This is a genomic window from Nitratireductor sp. (assembly GCF_017794765.1).
Taxonomy (GTDB): Bacteria; Pseudomonadota; Alphaproteobacteria; order Rhizobiales; family Rhizobiaceae; genus Nitratireductor.
Genome location: NZ_CP051236.1, coordinates 2518893 through 2531159, shown reverse-complemented (window position 1 = coordinate 2531159; position 12267 = coordinate 2518893). Strand labels below are relative to the sequence as shown.

Genomic DNA, 12267 nt, shown 5'->3' with positions numbered 1-12267 from the left:
GCCCGTCACCGGGAGGGTATGTTCGCGCTTTTCATAACGCAGGCGGACGAAAACTCAATGTCGCGCCCGGTCTCAGTTCGCCTTGGCAATGCGATCGAACGCCATCAGGCGCTCAAGAAGCCCTTTCATCTCGTGGAGCGGCACCATGTTGGGCCCGTCCGAAGGCGCATTGTCGGGATCCTGATGTGTTTCCATGAAAACGCCAGCGACACCCACCGCAACCGCAGCGCGCGCAAGCGTTTCCACAAATTCTCGCTGACCGCCAGACGAACCTCCACGGCCTCCGGGCTGGGCGACCGAATGCGTCGCATCGAAGATAACCGGTGCGCCCATAGCCGCCATCTGCGGCAGGCCGCGCATGTCCGAAACAAGCGTGTTGTATCCGAACGAGGTACCCCGCTCGGTCGCCATCACATTTGGATTGCCCGAATCCGTCACCTTGGCGATCACGTTTTCCATGTCCCAGGGAGCCAGAAACTGCCCCTTTTTCACATTCACCACCTTGCCGGTTTTTGCTGCGGCGATCAGGAGATCGGTCTGGCGGCACAGAAATGCCGGGATCTGGAGTACATCGACCACTTCGGCGACGACCCGGCACTGCTCCTCGGTGTGAACGTCCGTAATCACCGGGACATCGAATTCCTTGCGGATGTCGGCGAAGATCGGCATGGCCGCATCCAGCCCCGCCCCGCGTTTTCCCGAGAGCGACGTCCGGTTGGCCTTGTCGAAGCTGCTCTTGTAGACGAGCCCGATGCCCAGTTCGTCCGTCATTTCCTTGAGTGCGCCTGCCATGTCGAAAGCGTGCTCACGCGTTTCCATCTGGCAGGGGCCGGCGATCAGCGCCAGCGGCGCGTCATTGCCGAACACGACCTTTCCGACAGTCACACGCGGATTGGGTTTCATGGGGAAGACTCCTCAAAGACAAAAACTGCGCCCTGCCCGGCTGCCGGCGGCACGATGATGCGACCGTCGTCTTCGGCGTACAGAACAGCCTGCATGGAAAGGTGTGACCGCAATCCGGCAATATCCGGACATTGGAAGACAATCGCCGCGAGATCGAGCTGGCCGTGCGGAGCCGCACGGTCGAGGCCAAGATCGGCCTTGTAGCGTTCCAGTGTCATCACGGTCAAAACCGCATTCCCTAGTGGCAGATCGAGCCCGTCCCCCTGAACGGGTTCAGGGGATGCGCCGGAGAACCGCTTCAGAAATCCTGCATGCGTTTCGGGGCTTGCGGCGAGCAGGATGATGCGCGCGGTGCCGGTAACGCCATTTAGATGCGTTTCCAGCGCGCCGCGCCCGCCCGAAGGCAGGTTCACACGCTGGCAGGTGAAGAAGAAATGCCCGTCAGCATCCTTTGGGGCGGCGAAGGCAAGCCGAAATGATGCGGTCGCCTCCTTTCCCGAAGCATCGCGGAACGGACGCGAAAAGGAAAGCGGGTCGCCAGCCGAAATTCCGCCATCCACAAAGCGCTCGTGATCCTCGTCGGCGTCATCGGTACCAAGAACAACGGCGGAGAAGCCCTCGTCGCCGAACACCTTCCGAAATTCTTGGTCGCGCTTGACGAAGACGTTGCCCGCTTCTTCGGCCTCGCGTGCTACCTTCGGATCGACGCGGCTCAACGGTTCCAGATAGGAGCCGTCCTTGAAAAACACGCAGCAATTACCGGTTCCAAAGGGATGGGCGGCATCGGGTGCGACGGTAAAACCGAGCGTCTTTAAACGCTCTCGCGCAACCGCCAGATGAGCGGTTGGCAACACACAATGGTCGAGATTGCGCGAGGAAGTCACGTCGTTTTCAGAAACCATGCACCGCATGTGCCCCAAGCCCCGGCGCTTTGCAAGTGCTCCACCGGTGAAGAAAGATCACCCCGCTGCGGCGGCGGGGTGAGAATATCAAACGAGACGCGACTGCTCTACAGCTGCTTCGATGAAGGAAGCAAAGAGCGGATGCGGCTCAAAGGGCCGGCTTTTGAGCTCGGGGTGATACTGCACACCGATGAACCAGGGATGATCGGGATATTCAACCGTCTCGGGAAGCACACCGTCGGGAGACAGACCTGCAAATACAAGCCCACACTCTTCGAGCTTCTGACGATAGCCGATGTTGACCTCATAGCGATGGCGGTGACGCTCGGAAATCTCTTCCGAACCATAGATCGCCGCGATCTTGGAGCCTTCGACAAGTTTCGAATCGTAAGCGCCGAGGCGCATGGTTCCGCCGAGATCGCCGGAGGCCGTGCGCTTCTCCAGCATATTGCCCTTGAGCCACTCGGTCATCAGGCCGACGACCGGTTCGCTGGTCGGGCCGAACTCGGTTGACGAGGCATTTTCAATACCTGCCAGCGAACGGGCAGCCTCGATGCAGGCCATCTGCATGCCAAAGCAGATGCCGAAATACGGCACCTTGCGCTCGCGTGCGAACTTGGCGGCGAGAATCTTGCCTTCCGCGCCGCGCTCTCCGAAGCCGCCCGGCACCAGGATGCCATGAACCTTCTCAAGCCACGGAGCCGGATCTTCCTTCTCGAAGATTTCCGCCTCGATCCATTCGAGCTTCACGCGTACCCGATTTGCCATGCCGCCATGCGACAGGGCCTCGATCAGCGATTTGTAGGCATCCTTCAGCCCGGTGTATTTGCCGACGACGGCGATCGTCACCTGGCCTTCGGGATTGTGGATCCGGTCCGCCACCTCGTCCCAGCGCTCCATACGCGGCTTGGGGGCAGGATCAATGCCGAACGCGGCCAGCACTTCCGAATCAAGCCCCTCCCGGTGATAGGCGAGCGGCACGTCGTAGATATGCGCCACGTCCAGCGCCTGAATCACGGCTGATTCGCGTACATTGCAGAAGAGCGACAGCTTGCGCCGTTCTTCCGCGGGGATTTCCCGGTCCGCGCGCACCAGAAGAATGTCGGGAGCAATGCCGATGGAGCGCAGTTCCTTGACCGAATGCTGCGTCGGCTTGGTCTTGAGTTCGCCGGCTGCCGGAATCCAGGGCATCAAGGTAAGATGCACATAGACCGCGTTGCCGCGCGGCAGTTCATTGCCGAGCTGGCGAATCGCCTCAAGGAACGGCATCGCCTCGATGTCGCCGACGGTTCCGCCTATTTCGCACAGAACGAAATCGTAATCGTCATTGCCTTCGAGGACGAACTGCTTGATCTCGTCGGTAACGTGCGGGATCACCTGCACCGTGGCGCCCAGATAGTCGCCACGACGCTCTTTTTCCAGAATGTTCTGGTAGATCCGGCCTGTGGTGATGTTGTCCTGCTTGTTGGCCGAACGCCCGGTAAAGCGCTCATAGTGGCCAAGGTCCAGGTCTGTCTCGGCACCGTCGTCGGTGACGAAAACCTCACCATGCTGATAGGGCGACATCGTGCCCGGATCAACATTCAGGTAGGGATCGAGTTTACGGATGCGAACGCGGTACCCACGGGCCTGTAACAGCGCGCCAAGGGCTGCTGCTGCAATGCCTTTTCCGAGGGAGGAGACCACGCCGCCGGTTATGAAAACATATCGCGCCATGGGACTCATCGCTTAACCGGACACAGGCGATTCCGCCAGCAAAAAATAACGAGACGCAAATCTTTTTGCGCACCGCGGTGAATAAGTTCTGCGATTGGCAAAGCCGGCCGCTGTCGAAGCGACCGGTCAACCTCGCGAACCGGGCTTACTGCCCCGTGGGAACCTGATCTGCAGGCTCAGCGTCAGCCGGAACCGTAGGTTCTTCGGTAGGCGCGGAAGCGCCCGCACCGCCCAGCTGGTCAAGAACGCCGCCCGAACCTTCCGTCTGCTCGCTGCCGGCGGGGATGCGATCCAGGATATCCGTGGGGCTCGCGCCGTAACGGGCGATCAGAGACAGAGCGAGAGACGTCGCGAAGAACGCTGCCGCCAGAATGGCCGTCGTGCGCGTCAGGGCATTGGCAGCGCCGCGTGCGGACATGAAACCGGAACCGCCGCCGATGCCAAGCCCGCCACCCTCGGAGCGTTGCATGAGGACGACGCCAACCAGCGCGACCACGACGATCAGATGAATGACGATGATAACGGTCTGCATGTTTCCTTCCGGCTCTCCGGCTCGAAGCGTCCGCCTCTGTGCGGACGCGGCTCATTACACGGCTTTTGCCGATTTTCCAAGACCGGCAGAAATCCGTATCCTGGTACCTGAGTGTTTTTCCAGAAAACGGGACAGAATGCACCGTTTTCAAGGCGTTTGTGACGGTTTTCGGTCAAACCCGCCGGAATTCCCGAATTCCCGTCAAACCCACCCTCACATAGGCGCTTGCGGTGACAACGCAAGCGTTTTCTGTTCTCTCAAACCGGACACGCGGCGGCAATCGCAAGAAAATCCACCGCCTTCAGGCTCGCCCCGCCGACGAGCGCGCCATCCACGTGCTCGACCGAAAGCAGTTCCGTCGCGTTGCCCGGTTTGACCGACCCTCCATAAAGAAGCCGCATCGTCCCGGCCTCTTCTCCCAAAAGCTTTTCCAGTTCGCCACGAATGTGCCTGTGTGCTTCAGCAACGTCCTCAACCGTTGGCGTCAAGCCGGTCCCGATGGCCCAGACAGGTTCGTACGCAACCACCGTGTTTTTCGCCTGTGCGCCTTTGGGAACGGACCCGAGAATTTGCCGTGAGAGAACCGAAAGCGTTTCGCCCGCTTCGCGCTGCGCCTTTGTCTCGCCGATACAGATCACCGCCGTCAGTCCGGCACGCCAGGCAGCTTCCGCCTTGTCGGACACGAGGGCGTCGGTCTCGCCGTGATCGGTACGGCGTTCCGAATGGCCGACCAGGACATGGGTCGCACCCGCATCCGCCAGCATTTCTGCAGAAATGTCCCCCGTATGCGCGCCGGATGCGGCGGTGTGGCAATCCTGCCCACCAAGGTGAACCCTGCCATCCAGCGCCTCCCGCGCCCGCGTCATGAGGGTGGCGGGAACACAGATCAGAGCATCGGCGCCGCCAAACGCCCCCTCAGCCATTGCCTTCAGCTCGCCGATATCGGCGCTCATGCCGTTCATTTTCCAGTTTCCAGCGATCAGAGGGCGAATTCCGGGCGTCATGGGTCGATGTCCTCAACAAAAACAAACTCGGGAGCTTCCCTAGCAAAAACACGGGCTGATGCAAAAGCAATTGGGGTGGCAATTCCCACTCCGCTATCGACACTTGGCGTCTGGGACGCTATTGCGCTTCGTTGGGAACACTACCCCAAACACACCAAGGAACTTCGGAAAAGCCATGCTCGACAGTCTGAGAAATGCCGCCTCCACCTGGATCGCCAAGCTGCTCCTGGGCCTTCTTGTCGTGAGCTTCGCTGTCTGGGGCATCTCCGGACAGGTTCTGAACGACCAATCCCGCAACGTCCTGTCAGCCGGAGATTCCTCCGTTTCTATGCTGGACTTCCGTCTCGCCTATGATCGACAGATCAATGCGCTGTCGCAGCAACTTGGCACACGCGTGACACGCGAGCAGGCTGTTGCCTTCGGTCTGGATGACCAGGTGCTGCAGCAGCTCGCCGCCGGCGCCCTTCTGGACGAAGAGGCACGCCGCCTCGGCCTTGGCCTTTCCGGAGACAAGCTTGCCCAGCTGACCGCGGACGATCCCGCGTTTCGCGGACCTGACGGTCGGTTCGACCGGCAACAGTTTGATTTCGTGCTGCGCCAGATCGGCATGCGCCCGGAAGACTATCTGAAGAACCGCGAGCAGGTGGCCATCCGCCAGCAGATCGTCGAAGCTGCGACGGACGGCATGAGTGTTCCGGATGAGCTGTTCAAGAATCTTGCGCTCTATCGCGGTGAAGATCGCACCGTCGAATATCTCGCGGTGCCGCGCTCTCTTGTGGAGCCGGTAGCGGATCCTGATGATGCCGCTTTGCAGGCATGGTTCGACGAGCGCAAGGACAACTACGCGGCTCCCGAATACCGCAAGTTCAGCTATGTCAAGCTCGAGCCCTCCGACATCGCCGATCCCGAGGCCATTTCGGACGCGCAGGTGCAGAAGGCCTATGAAGACCTCCGCGATCGATTCACGACACCGGAAAAGCGCACGATTGACCAGATCGTGTTTGCCGACCGCGCTGCAGCTGAAGCGGCGCTGAAAGACCTGCTGGACGGCAAGAGTTTCACGGAAGTCGCATCATCGGCGGGCAAGAGCAGCGCAGACACCGCCCTCGGCACCCTGTCCCGTAGTGAAGTGGCAGATGATGCCGTGGCTGAAGCAGCGTTCTCTCTGGACGCAAACCAGTTCAGCGATGTGATCGACGGTGCTTTTGGCCCCGTGATCGTTTCTGTCTCAGAGGTCCAGCCGGAGGTCGTGCAGCCACTCAGCGAAGTTGAAAGCGAGCTTCGTCAGGACTTGGCGCTGGAAGAGGCTGCCCGGGTTCTGCTTGACGTGCATGATGCCTATGAAGACGCGCGCGCCGGTGGCGCATCGATGGCGGAAGCTGCGGAAAGGCTAAGACTTTCCATGCGCACGATTGAAGCCATTGACGCCAGCGCCCGCCGTCCCGACGGCTCGATCGTTGGCGATCTCCCCGTTTCGGCTGAACTTCTGCGTGAGGTGTTCGAAAGCGATTCCGGCATTGAAAACGCCCCTCTCTCCATGGGCGGAAATGGATTTGTCTTCTATGAGGTCGAGGGCATCACCCCTGAAAGAGACCGCTCGCTGGATGAAGTGCGCGACCAGGTTACGCAGGACTGGCGGAAGGCCGAGACGGACCGGCTTCTGGCCGAACGTGCGTCTCAGTTCGCCAAGCGACTTGAGGAAGGTGCTTCTCTGGACGAAATCGCAGAGGAAATCGGCCAGGAAAAACAGATCAAGCGCGGTCTCAAGCGCAACGCCAACGACGCCGATCTGGGACAGGCTGGTGTCGCTGCGGTGTTCTCCGTCCCACGCAACGGAACAGGCGTTTTTACCAATCCTGCAGGGGATGGTCAGTTCCTGTTCAAGGTGACGGAAGTGTTCGAGCCCGCCAGTGCAACCGCCGAAAGCGTTTCCGACAATCAGCGGGCCGCCATGCGATCAGCGCTTGCCGATGATCTGCTCGACCAGATGGTAGCGCGCCTGCAAGGCAAATATCCGGTAACGGTGAACCGGGCCGCCATGCAGGAAGCACTGAGCTTCTGAGGCCTGCGATGAACGCTTTCAAGTCATACATCGCAAAGGTCGCTTCCGGTGCACCTTTGAGCTTTGACGAGGCGCGGCAGGCTTTCGGCATCATGATGTCGGGTGATGCAACGCCAAGCCAGATCGGTGGCTTTCTGATGGCTTTGCGGGTGCGTGGGGAAACCGTGGAAGAGATTTCCGGTGCAGTGGCAACCATGCGCGACAAGATGCTGCCGGTTTCCGCGCCTGACGACGCGGTGGACATCGTTGGCACCGGGGGGGATGCTTCCGGTTCCTACAATGTGTCCACCTGTTCCGCCTTCATTGTTGCGGGTGCCGGGGTCCCGGTGGCGAAGCACGGAAACAGGGCGCTCTCATCGCGCTCGGGTGCGGCTGACACGCTGGCCGCCCTCGGCATCAATATCGAGCTGACCCCACCGGGGATTGCCGACTGCATCAACGAGGCAGGGCTCGGCTTCATGTTTGCGCCTGCACATCACTCTGCCATGCGGCATGTGGGGCCGTCGCGGGTTGAACTTGGAACCCGCACGATCTTCAACCTTCTTGGACCGCTTTCCAATCCGGCCGGTGTCCGACGCCAGTTGATCGGAGTGTTTTCTGCGGAATGGGTAGCTCCGATCGCCAATGTGCTCAAGCAATTGGGCACGGAAGCCGCTTGGGTCGTCCACGGTGCGGGCCTTGACGAAATGACAACCGCCGGAACAACACAGGTTGCAGCCCTGGAAAACGGTGAAATCCGCCATTTCGAACTCACGCCCGAAGACGTTGGTCTCAAGCGGGTTACCATGGCCGATCTGAAAGGCGGCGAAGCAGCTTACAACGCGAAAGCGCTGAAAGCGGTACTCGAAGGTGAGAAGAACGCCTACCGTGACATCTGCCTGTTGAATTCCGGTGCCGCGCTGGTGGTGGCGGGGCGTGTAAAGACGCTGAAGGATGGAATTGCGCTGGCTGCTGAATCGCTTGATCAAGGGCACGCACTCACCACCTTGAACCAACTGATCGACGTTTCGAACAGGGGAGCCCCCCAGGGTGGCCACGAGCAATGACGACCGATATCCTGCGCAAGATCGAAACCTACAAGCGCGAGGAGATTGCAGCCGCCAAGTCCGTTGTGCCCCTGCCCGAGCTTGTGGCCAAAACACGTGATGTGGAAGCGCCGCGCGGTTTCGCTGACGCGTTGTTCCAGAAACAGGCGGCGGGACGGTTCGGTCTGATCGCCGAAATCAAGAAGGCCAGCCCTTCACGCGGACTCATCCGCGCCGATTTTGATCCTCCCCGGCTTGCCGCAGCTTATGAGGAAGGTGGCGCTTCCTGCCTATCGGTGCTGACTGACGGCCCATCCTTTCAGGGGGCGCCGGCTTTTCTGGAAGCAGCGCGCTCCGCATGTGGATTGCCGGCGCTGCGCAAGGACTTCCTGTTTGAGCCCTATCAGGTGTATGAGGCGCGCTGCTGGGGTGCTGACGCGATCCTGATCATCATGGCCAGCGTATCCGACGATGAAGCGCACGCCCTCGAAAACACCGCGCTCGAACTCGGTATGGACTGCCTGATAGAAGTGCATGATGAAGAGGAACTTGAGCGTTCGCTCAAACTGTCCTCGCGGCTCATCGGCATCAACAACCGCAATCTCCGCACTTTCGAAACCTCCCTCCAGACCAGTGAGCGCCTCGCTCCGCTTGTACCCGCAGACCGGCTCGTGGTCGGCGAAAGCGGCATCTTTACCAATGAAGACTGCCGTCGCCTGGCGCGTGCGGGTATGAACACTTTTCTGGTTGGCGAAAGCCTGATGCGTCAGGATGATGTCGCTGCAGCAACGCGGGTTCTGTTGGGCCTCGATGCGGCCAATCAGGCGGACTGACCGATGAGCGGCGAAACCGGGAAGCTGACGCATATCGGCGCTTCCGGCGAAGCGCATATGGTGGATGTCAGCGGCAAGCAGGAGACAAGCCGGGAAGCTGTCGCCGAAGGCGTTGTGCTCATGCAGGCGCAGACGCTTGAAGCCATTCTTTCAGGCAATGCGAAGAAAGGCGATGTGCTGGCCACTGCGCGCATCGCCGGCATTATGGGCGCAAAGAAAACATCTGACCTGATCCCCCTATGCCATCCTCTGGCCCTTTCAAAAGTGGTGGTCGAGATTGAACCCGATACTGCCCTCCCCGGCCTGAAAGTGCGTGCCCGCGTCAGGGTCACCGGTCAGACGGGCGTGGAGATGGAAGCGCTGACAGCAGTCTCCGTTTCCTGCCTGACGATCTACGACATGGCGAAGGCGCTCGATAAGGGCATGACGATCAGCAACATTCGCCTTCTGGAAAAGACCGGCGGGAAGTCGGGCGACTGGCGGGCTCCGGAGCTTTCTGAATGACCCTCTTGCCGGTAGACGAGGCGCTGGAGCGCATTCTCGACGGCGTAAAGGCGCTGCCTGGTGAGCGCGTACCCATCGAAGAGGCCGACGGTCGTGTTCTGGCCACCCCGCTTTCGGCGATGCGCACGCAACCACCCTTTCATGCCTCCGCCATGGACGGCTATGCGGTGCGGGCGAAGGATGTCCAAACCCCGCGTGCCGTGCGGTTGCGTGTGGTTGGGGAATCGGCTGCAGGAAACCGGTTTCCTGGAGTTGTTGGCGCCGGCGAGGCCGTGCGGATTTTTACAGGTGCTCCGGTGCCTGAAGGCGCCGACACCATTCTGATACAAGAGAACGCCACCTCTCTGGGCGATGACTTTATCGAAGCAACGAGCGCGGTGGCGATCGGCCGCCACATCCGCAAAGCCGGGCTTGACTTCCAGGAAGGTGACACTGTCCTTGAGCAGGGGCGCCGGCTTGGGCCCGCCGGTATTGGCCTGGCCGCTGCCGCTGGCCATGCGTTTCTTTCTGTAACCGGGCGCCCACTGGTTGCGATCATCGCCACGGGTGACGAACTGGTGAGACCGGGAGAGACTTGCGGTCCGGATCAGATTGTCGCTTCGAACGGTTTTGCGATTGGAGCACTGGCGAAGAACGAAGGTGCCAGAATCCTCGATCTGGGTATTGTGAGCGACGACACAGCTGCAATTTCAGCCGCTGTGCGAAAAGCTGCAGATGCCGGGGCGCACGTCCTGGTCACCCTTGGCGGAGCTTCGGTCGGTGCCCGCGACCTGGTACGGCAGTCCCTGCTCGACGCTGGTATGTCGCTCGACTTCTGGAAGATTGCCATGCGCCCGGGCAAGCCATTGATGTTTGGCAAGCTTGGAGAGATGCGCGTTCTCGGCCTGCCTGGCAACCCTGTCTCAAGCCTGGTCTGTGCGCATCTCTTTCTGCGTCCGCTTGTTGCCCGGTTGGGGCAGCGCAACCACACACCCGATTTGCGCGCGGCAGTTCTGGCGACGGCGCTGCGTGAGAATGACGAGCGCCGCGATTATATTCGCGCTTCTGTCGCTGCCGGCCCGGAAGGGCTGATCGCAACGCCGTTTCCCGTGCAAGATTCTTCCATGCTCACGACACTGGCCGCGGCCAATGCCCTTATCGTCCGGGAACCCGGGGCGCCGGCTGCCGAAGCGGGCTCGCGTTGCCGAGTGCTGATGCTTGGCTGATTTCCGGCCCGGAGCGAACGTGTTCCTCTTGGAAGGACGCAAGGCGTGGGGAGCCTCTCTTCCGGTGACTGGTTTTTTTTGGGGGGGGGGAATGAAGGCGCACAACACCCGACGGGCGCGGAATATATGGGGTTTTATTGCCCTGTTCGACCAGGAATGGAGACCTTCATCTCCTTGCCGCCATATCCGTGAACCGCGTCATGGGCTCGGACGGTGACATGCGTGAGACCACCCGGCAGCGCAATGCCGGACAAGCTCCGGGTGAATGGCTGCTCGTTGACATGCGGGTGCAGAAGTTTGCGCGAGCCAAGGATATTGCCGGCATCGTCGAGCACATCCCATCGGTCTGCATAGTGTTCCCAACCTTCATCGGAATGCACGACGGTAACCTCAAAACTATAGGTTCCGGCTGATTCGGCGAGGACGTTGACATTTACGACGTCCGCTTCACCAGCGAACGCTGTCGATGCGAACATAAGCGCGAACATAAAGGAGCCTGCACCGCCCGCCCGAAAACCATGTCTGGCTCCATGGTGCGGGCTGGCCATGCCGGGTCTCCACATATCAAAGTATCCGATCAGAACGGGATTTCGTCGTCCAGGTTCTGTGAGTAGCCGCCACCGCCGCCACCGCCGCTATCGGCCGGGCCTGACTGGCCGAAATCAGAACCGCGGCTGCCGCCGCCGCTATAGCCGACCTGATTGTCGCCACCCTGTCCACGCGTGTCGAGCATCTGCAACTCGCCGCGGAATTTCTGCAACACAACTTCAGTCGTGTAGCGTTCCTGACCATTCTGGTCAGTCCATTTACGCGTCTGAAGCTGGCCCTCGATATAAACCTTCGCGCCCTTTTTCAGATATTGCTCGGCCACCTTGGCGAGGTTGTCGTTGAAGATCACAACATTGTGCCATTCGGTGCGCTCGCGGCGCTCACCCGACTGGCGATCGCGCCACGTTTCGGAGGTCGCAATGCGCATATTGACCACCGGATCGCCGGAATTGAGCCGGCGGATCTCGGGATCAGCACCCAGATTTCCCACCAGAATGACCTTGTTGACGCTGCCCGCCATAACGCTTCTCCACGCTTGTCCGAAATCTGCCGCGCACTTTATCGCAAGCCGGTCTGCCGCGCGCTCCCCGCCTGCAGTGCCCCGCCTCTCGTCCACAGCTCATTTGTTCCTATTATGTTCACATTCATGCGACAGCGTCAATGCCGCCTGTTCAGTGGAACTGGATCCTAGATAAAGGGAACGATCTCATGGAGAAAGCCCCGCCGCCTGTTGGTCGCACGGGGCTCCGGGTCTTCAGACCCTCCATACCGGGAATGGTTTACCGGTGTCATAAGGCAGGGAAGTATCACACCCCTGTCTTCAAATAGATTCAGTTTTCGGGGGGCAGCCAGCCGCCAGCGTTGTCGTGCCTGCCGGCGATTGCGTTCTCCAGAAACGCCATTCGCCATGGACCGGTATCGAAACACATTTTTCCGCGCCAGGCGGCGAATGTGTCGCGAACCGATCAGCCGGCTGTGGCTTCGCGACCGAGGCGAAGCCCGGTGGATCGGTCAGGTGGAGTCATGCCTTCC

12 protein-coding genes are annotated in these 12267 nt (G+C 60.4%); 5 read left to right on the top strand and 7 right to left on the bottom strand.

The window, feature by feature from the left end; genetic code table 11:
• Positions 1 to 72 precede the first annotated feature (72 nt).
• From kdsA to tpiA, 5 genes are all read right to left on the bottom strand, one after another.
• Positions 73 to 903, bottom strand: a complete 831-nt coding sequence (gene kdsA / locus HF949_RS11960) for a 3-deoxy-8-phosphooctulonate synthase (protein ID WP_292895557.1) — start codon at positions 901 to 903, stop codon at positions 73 to 75.
• Positions 900 to 1805: a VOC family protein gene (locus HF949_RS11955; RefSeq protein WP_292895555.1), complete on the bottom strand. Its 906-nt coding sequence runs from the start codon at positions 1803 to 1805 to the stop codon at positions 900 to 902. The genes kdsA and HF949_RS11955 overlap by 4 nt, the downstream gene beginning before the upstream one ends.
• Before the next feature lie 87 nt (positions 1806 to 1892).
• Positions 1893 to 3530, bottom strand: coding sequence for a CTP synthase (locus tag HF949_RS11950; protein ID WP_292895553.1), 1638 nt, complete (start codon positions 3528 to 3530; stop codon positions 1893 to 1895).
• 136 nt (positions 3531 to 3666) lie between these two features.
• A complete protein-coding gene (gene secG, locus HF949_RS11945) occupies positions 3667 to 4053 on the bottom strand; it encodes a preprotein translocase subunit SecG (protein ID WP_292895551.1) in 387 nt (128 codons plus the stop codon).
• A 257-nt stretch (positions 4054 to 4310) separates the two neighbouring features.
• On the bottom strand, positions 4311 to 5057 hold the full coding sequence (gene tpiA, locus HF949_RS11940; RefSeq protein ID WP_292895549.1) for a triose-phosphate isomerase: 747 nt from the start codon (positions 5055 to 5057) through the stop codon (positions 4311 to 4313).
• A gap of 175 nt (positions 5058 to 5232) precedes the next feature.
• Here tpiA and HF949_RS11935 point away from each other — a divergent pair, with 175 nt between their 5' ends.
• From HF949_RS11935 to HF949_RS11915, 5 genes are read left to right on the top strand one after another with little or no spacing between them, the layout of a single operon-like run.
• Complete coding sequence (locus tag HF949_RS11935) at positions 5233 to 7119, top strand: peptidylprolyl isomerase (protein ID WP_292895547.1); 1887 nt, start codon at positions 5233 to 5235, stop codon at positions 7117 to 7119.
• Positions 7120 to 7127: 8 nt separating this feature from the next.
• The gene (trpD, locus tag HF949_RS11930) at positions 7128 to 8165 is read left to right on the top strand and encodes an anthranilate phosphoribosyltransferase (protein ID WP_292895545.1); all 1038 of its coding nucleotides are present in this window, start codon (positions 7128 to 7130) and stop codon (positions 8163 to 8165) included.
• On the top strand, positions 8162 to 8977 hold the full coding sequence (trpC, locus tag HF949_RS11925; RefSeq protein ID WP_292895543.1) for an indole-3-glycerol phosphate synthase TrpC: 816 nt from the start codon (positions 8162 to 8164) through the stop codon (positions 8975 to 8977). The genes trpD and trpC overlap by 4 nt, the downstream gene beginning before the upstream one ends.
• Positions 8978 to 8980: 3 nt before the next feature.
• Complete coding sequence (gene moaC / locus HF949_RS11920; RefSeq protein WP_292895541.1) at positions 8981 to 9481, top strand: cyclic pyranopterin monophosphate synthase MoaC; 501 nt, start codon at positions 8981 to 8983, stop codon at positions 9479 to 9481.
• The gene (locus tag HF949_RS11915; protein ID WP_292895539.1) at positions 9478 to 10686 is read left to right on the top strand and encodes a molybdopterin molybdotransferase MoeA; all 1209 of its coding nucleotides are present in this window, start codon (positions 9478 to 9480) and stop codon (positions 10684 to 10686) included. The genes moaC and HF949_RS11915 overlap by 4 nt, the downstream gene beginning before the upstream one ends.
• A gap of 134 nt (positions 10687 to 10820) precedes the next feature.
• Here the strand turns inward: HF949_RS11915 and HF949_RS11910 are convergent, their stop codons facing one another.
• Together HF949_RS11910 and HF949_RS11905 are read right to left on the bottom strand one after the other, a co-directional pair.
• The gene (locus HF949_RS11910; protein ID WP_292895537.1) at positions 10821 to 11234 is read right to left on the bottom strand and encodes a hypothetical protein; all 414 of its coding nucleotides are present in this window, start codon (positions 11232 to 11234) and stop codon (positions 10821 to 10823) included.
• Between the two features lie 29 nt (positions 11235 to 11263).
• On the bottom strand, positions 11264 to 11755 hold the full coding sequence (locus HF949_RS11905) for a single-stranded DNA-binding protein (RefSeq protein ID WP_292895535.1): 492 nt from the start codon (positions 11753 to 11755) through the stop codon (positions 11264 to 11266).
• Between the last annotated feature and the right edge of the window lie 512 nt (positions 11756 to 12267).